Here is an 18051-nt window from a genome sequence, read left to right as displayed (position 1 = left end):
GATGCCGTTCATAGTTGCAGATATTCCAGAGTTTGGAAGCTGCATAACACATATGCCCTATGATATTGGAATATTCCGGCTGGATTTTTACAGATGTTCTGTGTGACAGCAGCATCCCTCTCCCTCCCATAGCTGGTTTCTTATTTTCGGAAAACGTTCGAACAGTTTTCTGCCGGTAATCCCCTTCAGATACTTGACGATTGCTGTTATGGACAGCTTTGGTGGAGCTGTTACAAAGCAGTGGACATGGTCTCCTTCACCACAGTAAAGCGGACATTCACAATCCGCTTCGCTACTTGCTCATGAACGCAGTCGCTTAGTGCTCTGCACACTTGAAGCGGGGGGATGGTTCTCTGCGTTCAAATAAATGAACAGTAAAGCCCTTATCCTCAGCAATCTGCTGCACCAGTTCCTTTAGGTATTCCTCAATTTCTGAGTTTAATATCTTCCGTCGGTATTTCACTGACCATACCATATGGTAGTTGATATTACACACGCAAGTTCTATAATGTATTAGATTTTCTTTCATACATATAGTATAGCATAATGTGCAGAAATGTGCAATGCAAAGCCGAACATATTTTCGTTTGATTCTATGCCGGTTACGGTATTAATGTCACTGGAGTCAATGGCAGGGAGATTATTCTATTATTTTCAATGTGCAGACATGCACACTCCTACGCTTTCATCTCGGTAATTGAATTGTCGAGGATTCACACTTATTGTCCTAAATTGCATCCAGTGCCTGTGCGATGTCTGCGATCAGATCATTTTTATCTTCCAGTCCGCAGGAAATACGGATCAATCCCGCCGGAATACCGGCTGTGATGAGCTGTTCGTCTGTCATCTGCCTGTGTGTGGAGGTTGCCGGATTCAGGCAACAGGTACGTGCATCTGCTACGTGTGTCTCGATTGCTGCCAGCTTCAGGTTTTTCATAAATTTCTCTGCTGCTTCTCTTCCGCCTTTCAGTTCAAATGAAACAACGCCGCATCCGCCGTTTGGCAAATATTTTTTTGCGATTTCATAGTACTTGTTAGATGGAAGTGTCGGATAGTTGACAAATTCTACTTTATCATGCTTTTCCAGAAATTCTGCAACTGCCTGTCCATTTTCCACATGTCTTGGCATACGCACATGCAACGATTCCAGACCAAGATTTAAAATAAAGGCACTCTGCGGTGACTGGGCACATCCAAGATCACGCATCAACTGAGAAGTACATTTTGTGATAAATGCTCCTTCTTTTCCAAATTTCTCCGCATAAGTGATTCCATGATAGGACTCGTCCGGTGTACAGAGTCCCGGAAACTTATCCGCATGAGCCATCCAGTCAAAATTGCCGCCATCTATGATCGCTCCGCCAAGGGCTGCTCCATGTCCATCCATATATTTCGTGGTAGAATGTGTCACAATATCAGCTCCCCATTCAATCGGCCGCAGATTCACCGGCGTCGGGAACGTATTATCCACGATCAGCGGAACTCCGTGTGCATGGGCTGCTTTTGCAAACTTCTCGATATCAAGTACCGTCAGAGCCGGATTGGCAATGGACTCGCCAAATACCACCTTTGTGTTCTCCTGAAATGCTGCGTTTAACTCTTCCTCCGTGCAGTCCGGATCAACAAACGTCACATCTACTCCCATCTTTTTCATTGTTACAGAAATCAGATTGTAGGTTCCTCCATAAATGGATGAAGAAGCTACGATATGACTTCCTGCTTCGCAGATATTAAACAGAGCAAAGAAATTGGCCGCCTGACCGGAAGAAGTCAGCATACCGGCTTTTCCGCCCTCCAGTGCTGTGATCTTTGCTGCTACATAATCATTTGTCGGATTCTGCAGTCTGGAATAAAAATATCCTTCTGCTTCCAGATCAAACAGTTTTCCCATATCTTCACTCGTATTGTATTTGTAAGTCGTTGACTGAATGATCGGGATCTGTCTTGGTTCTCCATTCCCCGGAGTATAACCTGCCTGCACACATTTTGTATTGATTGAATAATCCATAATTTTCCTTTCACCTTCTTCTCTGATAATAATTATATGTTATACCCTTTTTGCAGCGATGTAAAGGAAAAGAACAACCGACATATCACGAAATTTCTGTAATTTCCCTTGCTTCTTTTTCCGTAAATCCCTTTTTGAGAAGATTTCTATATACCTGCATTTTGCCTTCCAGAATTCCTTCTGCTTTTCCTTCTACTTTTCCCTCTTCTTTTCCTTCCAGTCTTCCGATCTCAATTCCTTTTACAATGCCCATTTTTTCCAATCTTTCTGCTACATCACACATACTTCGCACTCCTTTCTTTTTCTGAAATATCTTTTCATAGCGTTTATCTCCGGTCATCACATTGAGAAGTTTTAAGACTTCATCTACATATTTGATTTCTGTTGGATCATCCGGTATATAATCTTTATTTTTTCTTTTCTGGGCAAAAAAATTTGCCACAATACGAAAATCGCTTTGAAACTTTTCGATTTCTTCTTCTGTCAGCCATGCAACCTCGAAAATCTGAATTTTATAATCATTAATATACTTTTCCATTCCATCTGGAATCTTCATCAATGCTTTAATATTCTTTTTTGCATACCAGTGATGTTCTGTTCCATAATAGAGAACAATCGTCATAACCGGCAGGATTTCTTTTCTGCTTTTTTGCAACTGACTGCGATACGCTGTTCCATCATATTCCATAACTCGAAACGGCATATATTTTTCTACGCTGCTTTGATTTTCAATTCCGCAGATTGCCAGTTCTACTTCACCATCTTTCCAGTACTTTGCAATATCTCGTTCCAATTCATGTACTTTCTCATCGTCTGCTTTATACTGTGAATGAACTGCTGTATTTTCCAGTGACTCAGCCAAAATTTTCTGTTCTCCTGCAAAAACAAGACCATTTATAATATCAGCAAACACATCATTATGATCCTCCAGTATTTTCTCTGTAATGTCCTTTTCTCCCATAAGCTTCTCCTTTTTGTTTTTCTGCACATTAGAAGCAGCATGGAAATTTTGATGTAAAACTGATATCTGTAAAATACAAGTCATATCATTTATCATACCGCTTCGTGCAGGTCTTCTATTTTGTTGGATTTTCCTGCCGAATGGCATTGGATGTGAATAAAGAATAATATCGAATCTTCGTTTATCTCAAATTTTGTTTCTGTTTTGTGATTATTATAATAGTTTATGTGATGCATGTCAATCTTTTTGTTTCTTCTTTTTCCGTATCCAATCAACCGAATGAAACATATACTGTAACCGTCTTTTATGTCTTTTCCTTCTGCCCGATATTACTTTCCGGTATCATGAAAAAGCACCTGCGAAAAATAGCGAACTTTTCCATCTTTTCCCCAGCAGATCATCCCTACTGCATCTGCCATTTCCTGAGCATCCACACAATATGCTGACATACAGGAATGATGCCTGTACGGACCGGCAGTCATGATCAAAAGATCACTTTTTCCGTCTTTTTTCATCTCTTCTGCCAGAGATTCTGTCAGCCTGTTGTGGACAAGTTTTGCTTTTTTATAATCCATATCATTGCTTTGCGTTGTCTGTAAGACAAGTGTTTTGTTGTAGGATAATGCTTTTTCTTTCATTTCTTCCACGCTTCCGCTTTCCGGTGGACAGGCAGGATTCCGATCATAATTTCCGCATCGATTCTCCTCGCAGAAAACGCGGTACTCCGGTTTGAAAACCAGATTTTTCGTGTCCATAACAGCTGCAGCTGAAAAACCGAGCTGTTTTGCTCTTTCTGTATAATTCATAGTTGTACATCCTTTCGCAAATTTATCCTGTAATCGTTGCTATATTCCCATGCAGCAAAAATTCTAAGCAGAATCCACTTTTCTTAACTGTCGTTTCTGGATTCTTTCCTTCTGAAATATTCACTCTCTGTTTCATACAACGGTACAGCCTTTTGAGAATTTCTGTTTTTCTGTTATCACAGTCGAAAATTATTTTTCTTCCTCCGGATAGGTAAATCCCCAGGATTTTCGAAACTCTGTCATCATATCCATAACATCTTTTGTATAATCCAGATGCATACAGGATGGATCACCGTTTATTGCTTTTTCCATATCTGCCAGCTCGTATGCAAGTGCGTCTGCATTTTCACCGGCTTTGATCAGCTCTGTTTTTCCGCTGTCGGTATAAGTGATTTTTGCCTCCCAGGCTCTTGGATATTCCATCACCTCTATGTAGCCTTTCTCGCAGGAAACCATGCCACGTTTCGGCTGTTTCGAATGAAGAGAAAGCATAACGGTTGCCATCTGACCTTCCGCATTCGTCAATAATAATCCCGCCTGCTCATCCACTTTGGTCGGTGCCTGTTTCACCTGCGACAATAACTGATCCGGTTTCGAATCCATAAACCAGCGGATAAAAGAAAGTGCATAAACACCAATATCAAGCATCGCACCGCCGGCAAGATTGCGGTTAAAAAAGCGGTTGCCCATATTGTACTCTTTAAAACTGCCGAAATTCATCGTGATCAGATTCACTTTTCCAAGTGCCCCGCTCTCCAGAATTTTTCTGAGCTTTTTATAGATCGGCATATGGAAAATCGTCATTGCCTCCCCGACGATAACATCTTTTTCTTCTGCAAGTGCCAATGCTTCATTCAGTTCGTCGCTGTTGAGCGTGATTGATTTTTCCACCAGAATATGTTTGCCGTTTTCAATGGCCTTTTTCATAAAATTAAGATGCGTATTGTGCGGTGTTGTAATATAAATCACATCAACATCCGGGTCGGTGAACATTTCATTGTAATCCGCATAGACTTTGCCGATGCCATATTTTTCAGCAAAAATAACTGCTTTTTCATGGGTTCGATTGCCGACTGCATAAATATTCTTTCCATTCTTTTTCAGAGCAACTGCCATTTCATTTGCAATAACACCTGTACCAAGTACAGCCCAGTTTATGTTCTTCATAGATACCTCCTTTATTCACAGTTCAAACAACGGATATACGTTTACCAGATCTCCCGGTGCAATATATGGAATATGTGCCTGAATTACATAGCTTGGAAATTCAGACTGGCGGATCTGTCCTTTTTCCAGATCCGTACATATGCGGTCTACCGATTTTTCTGTATACGGCGGAAAATACTGAATCGGCGGCATAAGGAACTGAAAATCGTTGAGATCGATCAACAATGGATTAACAGATGTCAGAGCTGGATTGTCCATAATTTCATTGTCGGTTCCTCCTGTAATTTATCTGCCTGTTCCATCACTATACTATCATACTTTTCACAAAAGAAAAACAGCCATAACATTCAGAAACTGTTTTTCTGTATGCTATGGCATGCTTTTTACTGTGTTCCGCTAAAAACGAACGGTTATTTTTTTCTTGTAGGTGATCTTTACAGAAGGGGCTGCTGTTTTCATGCGTTTCTGCAATCTTTTCACCTGACTTTTTTTCATACTGCCCGCAACCTGAACATTTGCTTTTTTCTTGATCCCTTTAAAGGCTGCTTTTCCAATGGTCGGTGCTTTCTTTCCTTTGAATGTGACAGAAGAAAGTTTTTTACATTTTTCAAATGCCTGTTTTCCGATTTTTTTCACATTTGATCCGATGACAACACTTTTCAGATTTTTGTCATTTCGAAAAGCTTTCTCTGCGATCGCTGTTACTTTAAAGGTAATGCCCTGAACCGTAATTGTGGACGGAATTGTTACTTTTCCCGATTTTTCCTGAATTCCGATCACTTCTGCGGTGCCGTTTTTGGCTGCCATTTTTGTGATTCGATATTTCAGGATACCTTTTGCGTCCTGACAGATACTGCCCTTTGTCAGCGTTACCGTATTTTGATCTTTGCTTGAATCCGGTTTCGGACTTGGTGTTGGATTCGGGGTCTGATCCGGTGTTGGGGTCGGATCTGGTTTCGGCGTTGGAGTCGGATTTGGATCTGGAGTCGGGTCTGGATCTGGTTTCGGGTCTGGTTTCGGATCAGTACCCGTTTCCCGTGTGAACTGCAGCCAGTTCAGATTCATGCCGCTTTCTTCAAAGTAGATGGCAAATGAATGTTCTCCGGCTTCCAGTGTGATCTCCTGGGCATCTGTAGTTGTCCAAACCTGCCATCCGCCTGTATTGACTGCACGGTATGTTGCAATTTTCTGATTATCGACATAAATGCTGAATGCTCCTGTTCCGTCATTCGAAGCAACACGTGCCGTAACGTTATAAGTACCGGCTGTCGTTACATTGATTTTATATTCTGTTAAACTGCCCTGGTTGCAATAGCCAAGGTTCTCTCCTCCGCCTTCATCTGATGTATCTTCTGCCCTGACATCTCCGGAGGAATTTAAAATATTTTTTGCTGCATAAAATCTGGTATCATCTTCTATTACGGTTACTTTCTGCGATGTATCCGGATTTGTTCCTGTGCTTTCCCCACCCAGGTTACGGTTCAGGAAATCGCATCTTTTCGTCATAAAATTTCTCAGGTATTCAATATTATCATCATAAGTAAGACCGGTATTTACAAAACTTTCACTGCTGTGATTCCATGGATTCTCCATCAGGTCACGCCACTGGATAAAGTTCATCGCTGCGGATGCACTTACTTCTGCTTTGTATGCATCCAGTGTTTTTATCTTTGTTGCTGTGTAGGCGGTGGACTCTCCCAGTATGTACTTGATCGCCGGCATGAATTCACTCTGCCATAATTCTTTTACTTTATTCCACACTTCTTCGTGCTGCACAGCCTGTGCCATGACATTATATTTACTGCTGTTGTCGTACATTCTGGAAATTTTTGCCCACCACTGTGTCGGGTCAGTAAAGTCTGTGCCATTTCGGGAGGTGTAATTTCCAAGTGCCACATCAAAATCCCATACCGGTGCGGCATGAAGCTTTCCATCACCGGTCAGATCAGAGTCTTTATAGAGATAAAAGCTTGTGATACCGGAATCCAGGTTCATGGAAAATTCCTGGAGCAGGTACATACGTGCCAGTGATTCGATATCAATATAATCAGAAAGAGCATGACGCTCCCCTTTGCTGTCCGTTGTATAGCCATCTTTGGAATAAAGAGCATTTTCCATATTCTGATAAAATTCACTGATGTATTTGATCTGATTTTCCGATACACATTCCGGGCATTTCATAGTGACTGCCTGTCCGCCCGTTGTCACAAAACCACTTGTTTCATCTTTGTAACGCTCTCCAAGCTCAAGTTCAAGCAGATATCCGCCCGTGATATCTTCCGGATCGTTTGGAATATCTACCCATTTCTGTGTGCCTGCTTTATAATCATTTGTTCCTTTCTGCTCATATGTTTCCAGATCTGCATTATCATTTGCCTTACTTGTGGCATCTTCCAGATCCGTAATGTTGACTCTCGTTTTTCCGATTTCGATTTTTTCTGTGATAAGATAAGATCCCATGTAATCGCCATTGATATAAAGATCGATGTTTCGGCTGTCCATGGTGAATGGAATCCCGGTCTCTTCTGCCAGATTGTACACGATCCGATTTCGAAGAAGAGAACGATCCGCATAATTAGCAAGCAGACACCAGCCTTTTCCCTTGCCCATTCCAGGCAGATCTGACGAATTTTCCAGTTTGATATTATATGGTTTTTTCGCAAATCCCCAGGTGGAATTTCCACGGCCTTTGATCTGCTTTAAGTTTCCGTCAAAATCTACGCTGCGGTCTGCTTTGACAAGTGCCATTGTACCTTTTTCTTTATTGTCTTTGCTTGCATGAACCTTATCGAGCGTACCGGATGCTGTCTGGATAAACATTGCCGGAATCTCTGCCGATTTTACAATATTTATGGTAACACTTTTGCCTCCGGCGAGTGAAATCTGCAATTTGCTTGTTCCTGAGAGATCTGTAGAATCTCCGCAGTTTATTTTTTGTCCGCCGATCATAACATAACTGTCGGCATTTTCATTTCCGTCACTGTTTTCTGTGAAATGAAGCTGTACATTGCTTAAATCTGCTCCGGAAGGCATACACAGATAATACCCCTTATCTGCATACTGCCAGTTGACTTTCTGCTGCGGCAGTGTTTCGCTGCCATAAATTCCCGTTACATACAGTTTTGTGATCTCAGAAAGCTGCTGCTCTGCTGCATAAGACCGGACCGGCATCAGACAGAAAAACAGTATCAGGCACAAACCTGCAAGCAACTTGCCCGGGGTTTTTACTGCACTTTTCATAATTGTTCTTCTCCTTTAGAATATTGTATTCATCGACCTGGTTACTTTTTCATTATACGCTCTGATTTTTGGGCAGTCAAACAAAAACAGCGGGAGTTTATCAGACTCCCGCTGCTTTCTATTTGCTGTAAATATTCTGTGTTCTGCCACAGATTCCTGACTGAAAAATTTTTTTCAGAATCACTTATTGCTTCAAAAAAATCAGAATCCACTGACTGCTTCGGATGCGTACTGAAGAACCAGTACTGCATCAGCGGTATCTGCCACACCATCACCGTTTACATCTGCACTTGCTGCATCTTCTGCAGAAAGTGTGGCAATCTCAGCTGCCGCACGCAGGATTTCCACGGTATCATTTGTTGTGATCTGACCGTCACCGTCTACATCACCCAGAAGTCTTGCTTCTGCAATCTTGAAAGTGAGGCTCTTAACAGCTTCATTGACTTCACTCTGCAGTGCCTGATTGTTTTCATAAACTGCTTTTGCTGCTGCAAGTTCTTCATCCAGACCTTCGATCGTAGCCGCTACATATCTGCTGTTTTCCGCCAGAATGCTTTCTGCTTTTTTGATCATTGCTTCCAGAGCTGCCTTGTTGCCTTTCATCTTAAGTCCGACAATAGCATCCATGATCTGATTGTAAGCTTCCTTGATCTCTGCATCAGATTTTCCGTCTTTACCCAGGATTTCTTCTGCATGGGCAACTGCATCCTGCAATGCTTTTGCAGTCTCATCGGTATACTTGCCGCTGTTCTTTTCCAGAAGCTCGTTTGCTGCATCTGTCAGTTCTCTTAAGGAACGGATATCTGCTCTTTCCATCAGTGCCTGCATGCTGTCTGCGATCGCATTTGCTGCTGCATTTGCTTCTTCCTGAGTTGCATCTGCTTTTGCCAGAATTTCTTTTCCGGCTTTTACTGCTGCTTCCAGTGCGGAAACATCTGCATAATCTCCCGGATTTGCCAGAGTCTTTTCTGCTACTTCAATGATCGCTTCCAGATGTACCTTGTTTGTGCCGTATTCCATAGCATTGATCGCCTGTGTCATCTGAATGATGGCTGCCTGGATCTCAGAATCCGTCGCATTTTCTTTATCCAGAACTGCTTTTGCTGTTGCAAGGGCTGTTCTCATAGTTTCTGCACTTTCTGCTGTGTATTCAGAAAGATCCTGACTTGCCCATGCCTTGTACAGTTTTTCCAGATTTTCAATGTATTCAGACTGTCTTACAAAATGCAGCCAGTTCAGGTTGGAACCGCTCTCTGTGAACTCGATACGGAGTGTATGAACTCCTGCTTCCAGTTTGATCTGCTGTGCTTCCAGTGTGGTCCATTTCTGCCATCCGCCGGTGTTGACTGCCTTGAAACTTGCAATCTTTGTGCCGTCTGCCAGAATATCAAATGCTCCGCCGCCTGCATTGGATGCAGAACGTGCAGACAGGCTGTAAGTTCCGCTCTTGGCAACGTTGATCTGATACTGTGTCCATGCTCCTGCATCACAGTAACCGAGGTCTTTTCCGCCATCTTCGTCAGATGTATTTTCGCCCCTTGCCGTCTGTGACCAGAGAATATTTTCTGCTGCTTTAAAGTATGTGTCATCACCGATGTCTACTGTCACCGGATTGAGGATCTTTTCTTTAAAGATGTTCACTTTCATGATCATCTTCACAAGACGTTCTGCACAGTCTTCCAGATCAGAACGTTTCAGGATGCCTTTCTTCAGGGCCGCTTTTAAAGTTGCCGGAGAACCGCTTGGCATTTTGACATCATTTCCTGCCAGGACTTCTCTTGCATGATTGGAGTTGTTGCCCCAGTCTGTCATAAAGATTCCTTCATATCCCCATTCACCGCGGGTGATGTTTGTCAGGAGATCTTTATTTTCAGATGTTTCGATTCCGTTTAAGAAGTTATAAGAAGTCATAATGCTCCAAGGCTGTGCTTCTTTGACTGCAATTTCAAAACCTTTCAGGTAGATTTCACGCAGTGCACGTTCACTGACTCTGGAATCGCTGCTGTTTCGGTTTGTCTCTTTGTTGTTTGTTGTAAAATGCTTCAGTGTAATGGAAACGCCTTTTGACTGGCAGCCTTCTGTGATTGCAGCAGCCATTTTTCCGGTAATCAGAGGATCTTCGGAATAGTATTCAAAGTTACGTCCGCAAAGCGGATCTCTGTGGATATTCATACCAGGTGCAAGCCAGATATCAATACCATTGTTGTGTGCTTCCACTGCTGCCGCTTTTCCTACCTGCTTCACCAGATCTACATCCCAGGTACTTGCAAGAAGTGTGGAGATCGGCCATGCAGTACAGGTTGTACCGATACGGATACCCTGCGGACCGTCTGCTGTCATCGCATTTGGAATACCGTATTCCATCAGATTTCCCATACCGCCGGTATTTGCAACACCGGTATTTGTCTGACCACCCATCAGTTCGCAGAGCTGGTCATCACTTAACTGTGCCAGGAAATCATCCATAAGTTCCGGATTATTATAAACATCCACCAGCATGATCTTGCCGCTGTCTGCCGGTTCAGAAGCTGGTGTATCTTCGGCTGTACGGACTTTTTTTGCTGCCGCACTCTTCAGGCTCTGTGTTGCTGTCTGTTTCTTTTCTACAAGAATATAATCGATATTCGGGTATTTATCCTTTTCGGATGCCCTCAGTGTGAGGATGCTGTGTCCTTTCGGAAGGGTTACGGTAACCGGTTCCAGATTTTCGAAATTGTACCATTCATTCTTTTCGCCGTCACCTGTCTGTTTTGCATTGATCGTTGCCGGGAATTTCGTTCCGTCTACTTCCATACCTGGATCAAAATCGAATGCCGCACGGCCATTTGCCACATTTAATATCACATTATAATCTCCGGCTTCTTCAACATTCAGATAGTAGCTCACATAGTTTCCGGCATAATTCATATAAGCCAGGCAAGTCCCTGTGTAATCATCTTTTGTAAAGTTTTCGGTGCGTACTGCGTTGTTGCCTGTCGTACCGGCTGCATCGTATTTTTCTGCCTCAATCTTGTTCGCACCTTCTGCTTTGATGACTTTATTGTACAGTTCCTCCTGATCGCCAACACGTCTGAACAGTATATAATCATAGTTTGGATTATTTTTATTTGCCGTGAAACGAACCAGGTTCACGCCCTTGTCAAGATTGATGTAAAATGGTTCACATTCTTCAAAATTATACCACTCGGAAGCACCATTTCCATCACCGGTCTGCTGTGCATTAAATGAAATACCCGGCTGCTGCTGACCGTTTACTGCAACGGTAAAACAGTTTTGGATCTCTGGATAGCCATTTGCCATACACATGATCACTTCATATTTGCCGGCCTCTTCTGCGGTCAGCTCATATTCCATGTATCTGCCTGCTTCATTTAAATATGCCAGGCATTTTTTCATCTGCAGATTATCATCATAAAATGTTTCCATACTCAGATTTCCGGAAGAATTCAGGAAGTTCTCTGCTTCTACTTTTGTCGTTCCTTCTGCCGGAACCGTGTAATGCGGATTCATTTCATCTGAATTCGTCCTGAGATCTTCGTATGTGTGGTCTGCCAGAAGTCTCTTCTTTAACTGAACCGGTGCACACTGCTGTGAAAGCTGCTCGGTAACTTCAGTATCTTCTACTTTATAGGTATAACGTACGCCATGTTCCCCGGCATCTTTGATGGAATTGCCGACGTAGATCTTGTAATCTCCGGCTTCCATAATGTATGCGGATTTCTGAACTTTTCCGGTGTCATCGTAACTTGACATATCACTGATCGCATACGTCATTGTCAGCTCCTGCGATTCGCCCGGCTGCAGCAGTTTTGTCTTTGCAAACGCTGCCAGCTCTTTTCCAGGTTTGCCCAGTTCTCCCTGCGGGGCTGAGAAATAAACCTGCACGACCTGTTTGCCGGCTACCTTTCCGGTATTCGTAACAGTCGCTGTCGTAACCATATTTTCTCCGTCTACTTTGACATTTACATTGTCTGTTTTAAAAGTTGTGTAGGATAATCCATATCCAAAATCGTAATTCACTTTCGTATACTCTGGATCAAAAGTTTCAAAAAAACGATATCCGACAAACACATCTTCTTCATAATTTACATAAGAATTTGATTCATAAAATGTATTGGAACTTGGATAATCCTTATAATCTTTCGCAAATGTATCCACAAATTTACCGGATGGGTTTACATCTCCAACCAGCACGTCTGCTGTGGCAAGTCCACCTTCCATACCTGCCTGCCATGCCATCAGCACAGAATCGATACCCGGAATGTCTTTGATCCATTCCGTATCCAGAACGGCACCGACATTCAATACAACAACGGTCTTTTTAAATTTCGCTGCCACTCGTGTCAGAAGCTCTGTCTCTGCATCTGACAGATAGTAGTCACCTTTTGATGCACTGCGGTCGCTTCCCTCCGAAGAATAACGTCCGATCGTCACAATTGCGGTGTCTGCATTTTCTGCCGCAGCATTTAACATATCATCGGTAACCGTAATATTTGCATCGTTTTTAATGCCTTTTTCACTGACCTGTTCCGTATAAAAATCTACCAGCGGCTGATAGAGGGTGACCTTTCCTTCTTCTTCCTTGATCTGCATCCCCTGGAGAATGTTGTGCGTATAATCCACATTCGTTGCACCGCTTCCTCCGCCGCCTCGTACATAATCAATCATTGCACGCCCAAACATGGCAACTTTTTCGCCCTGTGCCAATGGCAGTGCACCATCATTTTCCATCAGAACCATACCTTCACCTGCCACCTGTCTGGACAGATCAATATGCTCCTGCGGCGATTTCGCCTGTACATTCAGAATACCGGCTGCCGGTATCGCTGCGGCAACCATTGCTGTCGAAAGAATGGCTGCCATAATCTTTCTAAATCTCATCTTCATATGATTTCTCTCCCTTCTGCCAGAATTTCGCTCCTTCTGGATTCAATCAGATTCATGCTTTCCACAGGCAATTCTTTTCTCTGCCCTCCTTCTTACTTTTGTACTCGACAGTGCCTTTCTGTCCGATTTTCGTTCTCAATGTTTATACATTTTACCATGTTTGATTTATTTTTTCTATGTAATTTTATACGATTTACCACTATTTTTTTATTTTTTGTTTTAAATTCTTATATATTTTGTACAAAATTGTTTTCTGTTTTTCATGTTCCAAAACGTATGCGAACGCAAAAAAAAGGGGGGTCTCCCCCCCCTTGACGTTTACTGATTGATGACAGACTGGATCTGTTCCATCAGCTGATCGTAATTTGCCTGATCATCGATTCCTCCCATCAGAGGCTCGCCTACGATATTTCCGTCTTTATCTACAAGAACTGTTGTAGGAAATGCCATAATGCTGCTGGCATATTTTCCAATTGCTGAATCTGAAGCAACCGTCAGGTTTTTGTAGGAAGCACCCTGTGCTTTTAAAATTTCCTGTGCTTCTTTGATTCCGTCCTCATTGTTATCTAACGTGTCTGTATTGATGCCGACAACTTCTCCGCCCATTGTCTTAAGTGTTTCATTTAATTCATTCAGTTTGGAAAGTTCTTCAACGCATGGCTTACAACCGCTGAACCAGAAGTTTACAACGGTGACCTTGTTATTCTTGAAAACGCTTTCATCGACATCCTTTCCATCCAGATCTTTTCCCGTGAAATCCTGGAATAAGCTGATAGATTCATCTGATTCTGAGGATCCACCATTGGCAGAATCCGCTTCTGCAATCTCTTTTTCAATCGCTGCAAGCTCTTCTTCAATGCCGCGGATCGTCTCAATGTCTTTGCACAACGTATCATATTCTTCTTCCGTGAAAGAATCTTTATTAGATTCAACGGTGCCTGCAAGGACATCTGCATAGTTTTCACTCAGGCTCTCACCGGCACTGTTCTTGTTCATAAGACCAAATACCTTGTCCCAGGCATCTTTGTGATCAGCAAAAATCTGATTTTCCTGCTGATAAAGGTCATCTCTTTTTTTGCTTTGTTCATCCATGCTTGCGGTATCTGCCGTGGAAGCAGATTCCTGTTTTTTATTGTCTGCTGACGGAGCCTGATTGTTGCCACAGCCTGTAAAAGCCAGAAGTACGGATACTGCAAGTGATGCAGCGATTACTTTTTTGAATTTGTTTTTCATGATTTTAAATCTCCTTTTCCATTTGATTTTTCTGATTGATCGTCAGCCTGTTTTTTCTTTGAAAATCCGTAATGATAGCATACTGCATCCACCGGACAGGCTTTCATACATTCTCCGCAGCGGATACACTCCGGATGGTTTGGTGTTTCTGTTACTTTGACGTCCATTTTGCAGGCCCGGATGCATTTCCGGCATCCTATGCATTTTTCGTGGTCCACCTGGATTTTAAGAAAGGATACTCTGTTGAACAGAGAGTAGATGGCACCAAGCGGACAGATCCATTTACAGAACGGACGGTAAAACAGAATACTCAGGACAATGAAAAGCACAAGGATCGTAAACTTGAATGTAAAAAGGTGTCCAAGTGCAGAACGGATTCCTGAATTTGCAAGGGCGAGCGGAAGTGCACCTTCAAGGACGCCCTGCGGGCATATGTACTTACAGAAAAACGGATCTCCCATGCCAAGTGAATTTGTTACAAATGCCGGAAGCAGTATAACAAAGACAACCAGGATCACGTATTTCAGATACCGCAGAGGTTTCATCTTTGCAGTGGAAAACTTTTTGCCCGGAATCTTATGCAGCAGATCCTGAAACCATCCGAACGGGCAGAGAAAGCCACAGATAAACCGTCCCAGCAGAACTCCCAGCAAGATAAAAAAGCCTGTGATGTAATAGGTGAACTTAAACTTTGAAGAACCGACTACAGCCTGAAAAGCTCCGATCGGACAGGCACCTGTGGCGGCCGGACATGAGTAACAGTTCAGCCCCGGCACACACATTGTCTTTGCTTTTCCCTGATAAATTTTCCCTTTAAACAGATTCGGGATGTGAATGTTTGTAAGCAGCACTGCAGCTGCCTGGATCCATCCGCGGAAGCGGGCTGGAATGTTTTTGGCTGATTTTATTTTTTTATCCAATTCCGACACACTCCATACATATTTTTATTGCCTTACTAAGTACAACTGCAGATTCCCCGCGGAAAATTCCGGCAAGAAAAAACAGCATACCTGCTGCAAGCAAAAGAATCTGTGTTGCTTTTTCTGATTTCATCAAGACACTCCTTTCCTTATTTACAGTCCTTTTATTGACCTTTCGATGATTGCATTATACAATAACAGGTGTAAAATTTCTGTTAAGAAAAGAGAGAAAAAATTGAGATTATTAGTTGTTGAAGATGAAAAAAAATTATGTGATATGATTGCAAAAAGCCTGCATCAGGCCGGTTATGAAGTGGATACGTGCAATGACGGAGAAGAGGCACTTGAGATGATCTGTGCGGAAATGTACGATCTGATCGTACTTGACCTTAACCTTCCGGGAATGGACGGAATGGATATCCTCAGAGAACTTCGCAAAGAAAATGAAGAGACAAAGGTACTGATCCTTTCTGCAAGAAGTCAGATCGCAGATAAAGTTGAAGGGCTGGATGCCGGAGCAAATGACTATATGGAAAAACCATTTCATCTGCTGGAACTGGAAGCTCGTGTCAGAAGTCTGACCAGAAGAAAATTTGTACAGAAAAATGTCTGTCTGGAATGCGGTGCTCTTCGTTTCAACACAAGAGAACGAACAGCGTATGCAAAAGAGACCCCTGTTGCACTGACAAGAAAAGAGAATGGGATCCTGGAATATCTTCTTCTGAACCAGGGGCGGCCGGTCAGTCAGGAAGAACTGATCGAACATGTCTGGGATTCTTCTGTGGACAGTTTCAGTGGTTCGATCCGGGTCCATATGTCTTCTCTCCGGAAAAAGCTGAAGGCAGAACTTGGTTACGATCCGGTCGTAAATAAGATCGGAGAGGGTTATAAAATAGGAGGAAATGACAAAACATGAGAAAAATATCACTCCAGTGGAGACTGACGATCCTTACTACGGTGCTGATCACGGTATTGTGCGGATGTCTTACGTTTTTCCTGTATAAGAACGGAGTTTATTATTTTAACACGCTTCAGGAAACCGTGACGGATCAGAACGGGACACCCGATGCGATCTACATTGATATTCCGGATGATGAATGGGATGATTTTGCAGCACAGTTTTCCATGAAAGTCTATCATTCAAAATCCGCTTACAGAAATCAAAGCCTTTTGATCACTGCTCTTGTAGCACTGTTTGGCGGAGCCGTGACGTATTTTGTCAGCGGCCGGGCACTGAAGCCGCTCAGAGAATTCTCAGAAACCGTAGAAAAAGTTCAGGCACAGAATCTGACGGATTGTACGATCGGAGAAAATAAGATTACAGAACTGGACAGACTCCGCAGTTCTTATAACAAAATGCTTCTGCGGCTTTCGGAATCATTCGAGACGCAGCGTCAGTTCACCGGAAATGCAGCACATGAGCTGCGGACTCCTCTGGCATTAATCCAGGCACAGCTAGATCTCTATCACACAACAAGCCATCCTGAGTGTGACGCTGCAGCACAAGAGACGATCCAGATGGTAACAGAACAGAACGAGCGTCTTACCAGGCTGGTCCGGACACTTCTTGACATGAGCGAGCTGCAGAGCGTGGCACGTAATGACAAGATCGAACTTCACAGTCTGATCGAGGAAGTGCTGACTGATCTGGAACCTCTGGCACAGGAAAAAAACGTTGAACTGATCCAAAAAACCCAGAACCTGAGGGATGAAAAAGCAGAAAACAAAACTGCTGATCTGATCCTGACAGGAAGTGATATCCTGATCTACCGGATGCTTTATAATCTTGTGGAGAATGCGATCAAATATAATCACACCAATGGAAACGTTACCGTATCAGCAGTCCGCATGAAGAATACCGTTGTTCTTACTGTTGCAGATACGGGAAACGGAATTGAGGAATCGTTCCGGGAACAGATCTTTGAACCCTTCTTCCGGATAGACAAATCAAGAAGCCGGGAACTTGGCGGTGTAGGTCTCGGGCTTGCACTGGTACGTGAGATTGTCCGGGTGCATGACGGAACGATCGAAGTTCATGGAAATGAGCAGGGCGGAACGACATTTGAAATAACGATGGGTTTGTAAGAAAAATAGAACAGGCAGCATGGAACAAAAGTTAAAAATGGTATGAATACGCCAAAAATATTTCATATATCTGAGGAGATAAAACATGGACGAAAGATTACAGAAACAACTGGATTTTGCACTGGAAATTGATAAGGAGAAAAATATTTTCCGACAGACACATCTGTCTGGTCACGGACGCAATGAAAACGATGCGGAACATGCATGGCATATGGCGATCATGGCATATCTGCTACGGGAATATGCAAATGAAAGGGTAAATATTGAACGGGTAATGATCATGTGCCTGATCCACGATATTGTGGAAATTGATGCAGGAGACACGTATGCGTATGATGCCGAAGGGCTCAAAACACAGAAAGCCCGGGAGGAAGCCGCAAAAGAACGGATCTTTTCTCTTCTTCCTGATGATCAGAAAAAAGAGCTTTCCGCACTGTTTGATGAATTTGAGGCAAATGAAACGCCGGAATCAAGATTTGCACATGCGATGGACAATCTGCAGCCTCTGATGCTCAATAACAGCAATGGCGGTGGCGACTGGAGAGAACACGGTGTCAGTGCCAAGCAGGTTTATGCAAGACAGAACAAAACAAAAGACGGATCCCTGGAACTTTTTGAAGTGATCGATGAAATTTTGCAGAAACATATCCGGCTTGGGAATCTCAAATAAAAATTGACCGTTGGTTTCCTGGCAGGTGTAAGGAATGGAAATGTCAGGTGTTTTAAAATACTGTTTACAAATGA

13 protein-coding genes and 1 pseudogene are annotated in these 18051 nt (G+C 42.9%); 3 read left to right on the top strand and 11 right to left on the bottom strand.

Annotated elements, in window-relative coordinates; translation table 11 throughout:
* Positions 1-373: 373 nt before the first annotated feature.
* From GPK60_RS15765 to GPK60_RS12905, 11 genes and pseudogenes are all read right to left on the bottom strand, one after another.
* Positions 374-535, bottom strand: a pseudogene (locus GPK60_RS15765) (transposase); the annotation flags it as partial.
* Positions 536-727: 192 nt separating this feature from the next.
* A complete protein-coding gene (locus GPK60_RS12950; protein WP_022118516.1) occupies positions 728-2008 on the bottom strand; it encodes an O-acetylhomoserine aminocarboxypropyltransferase/cysteine synthase family protein in 1281 nt (426 codons plus the stop codon).
* Positions 2009-2093: 85 nt separating this feature from the next.
* Positions 2094-2969: an Rpn family recombination-promoting nuclease/putative transposase gene (locus GPK60_RS12945; RefSeq protein ID WP_173867102.1), complete on the bottom strand. Its 876-nt coding sequence runs from the start codon at positions 2967-2969 to the stop codon at positions 2094-2096.
* 329 nt (positions 2970-3298) lie between these two features.
* Positions 3299-3775 (bottom strand): DUF2284 domain-containing protein, encoded by a 477-nt coding sequence (locus tag GPK60_RS12940; protein WP_147632942.1) that lies wholly within the window; start codon positions 3773-3775, stop codon positions 3299-3301.
* 189 nt (positions 3776-3964) lie between these two features.
* Entirely contained in the window at positions 3965-4942 is a 978-nt protein-coding gene (locus GPK60_RS12935) for a Gfo/Idh/MocA family oxidoreductase (RefSeq protein ID WP_173896930.1), read from the bottom strand.
* Positions 4943-4957: 15 nt separating this feature from the next.
* Complete coding sequence (locus GPK60_RS12930; RefSeq protein WP_215660574.1) at positions 4958-5200, bottom strand: hypothetical protein; 243 nt, start codon at positions 5198-5200, stop codon at positions 4958-4960.
* A gap of 138 nt (positions 5201-5338) precedes the next feature.
* Positions 5339-8182: a CotH kinase family protein gene (locus GPK60_RS12925; protein WP_215660572.1), complete on the bottom strand. Its 2844-nt coding sequence runs from the start codon at positions 8180-8182 to the stop codon at positions 5339-5341.
* Positions 8183-8383: 201 nt separating this feature from the next.
* Positions 8384-13069, bottom strand: coding sequence for a glycoside hydrolase family 3 C-terminal domain-containing protein (locus tag GPK60_RS12920; protein ID WP_215660569.1), 4686 nt, complete (start codon positions 13067-13069; stop codon positions 8384-8386).
* Positions 13070-13387: 318 nt separating this feature from the next.
* Positions 13388-14302: a TlpA disulfide reductase family protein gene (locus GPK60_RS12915; protein ID WP_215660567.1), complete on the bottom strand. Its 915-nt coding sequence runs from the start codon at positions 14300-14302 to the stop codon at positions 13388-13390.
* Positions 14299-15222: a 4Fe-4S binding protein gene (locus GPK60_RS12910; protein ID WP_215660563.1), complete on the bottom strand. Its 924-nt coding sequence runs from the start codon at positions 15220-15222 to the stop codon at positions 14299-14301. Before GPK60_RS12910 ends, GPK60_RS12915 begins: the two co-directional genes overlap by 4 nt.
* Positions 15215-15355 (bottom strand): CD1871A family CXXC motif-containing protein, encoded by a 141-nt coding sequence (locus tag GPK60_RS12905; RefSeq protein ID WP_147632936.1) that lies wholly within the window; start codon positions 15353-15355, stop codon positions 15215-15217. Before GPK60_RS12905 ends, GPK60_RS12910 begins: the two co-directional genes overlap by 8 nt.
* Before the next feature lie 102 nt (positions 15356-15457).
* Here GPK60_RS12905 and GPK60_RS12900 point away from each other — a divergent pair, with 102 nt between their 5' ends.
* The 3 genes from GPK60_RS12900 to GPK60_RS12890 all read left to right on the top strand — a co-directional run bounded on the left by GPK60_RS12900 (position 15458) and on the right by GPK60_RS12890 (position 17977).
* Positions 15458-16138: a response regulator transcription factor gene (locus tag GPK60_RS12900; protein WP_346727788.1), complete on the top strand. Its 681-nt coding sequence runs from the start codon at positions 15458-15460 to the stop codon at positions 16136-16138.
* Positions 16135-17307, top strand: a complete 1173-nt coding sequence (locus GPK60_RS12895) for a HAMP domain-containing sensor histidine kinase (protein ID WP_215660558.1) — start codon at positions 16135-16137, stop codon at positions 17305-17307. Before GPK60_RS12900 ends, GPK60_RS12895 begins: the two co-directional genes overlap by 4 nt.
* Before the next feature lie 85 nt (positions 17308-17392).
* The gene (locus GPK60_RS12890) at positions 17393-17977 is read left to right on the top strand and encodes an HD domain-containing protein (RefSeq protein ID WP_173866417.1); all 585 of its coding nucleotides are present in this window, start codon (positions 17393-17395) and stop codon (positions 17975-17977) included.
* The last annotated feature ends 74 nt before the right edge of the window (positions 17978-18051 follow it).

Origin of the sequence: Ruminococcus sp. MCC718 (assembly GCF_018783905.1) — a bacterium.
GTDB classification, from domain to species: Bacteria; Bacillota; Clostridia; order Lachnospirales; family Lachnospiraceae; genus Hominisplanchenecus; species Hominisplanchenecus faecis.
This window is presented reverse-complemented; position numbering and strand designations above follow the sequence as displayed.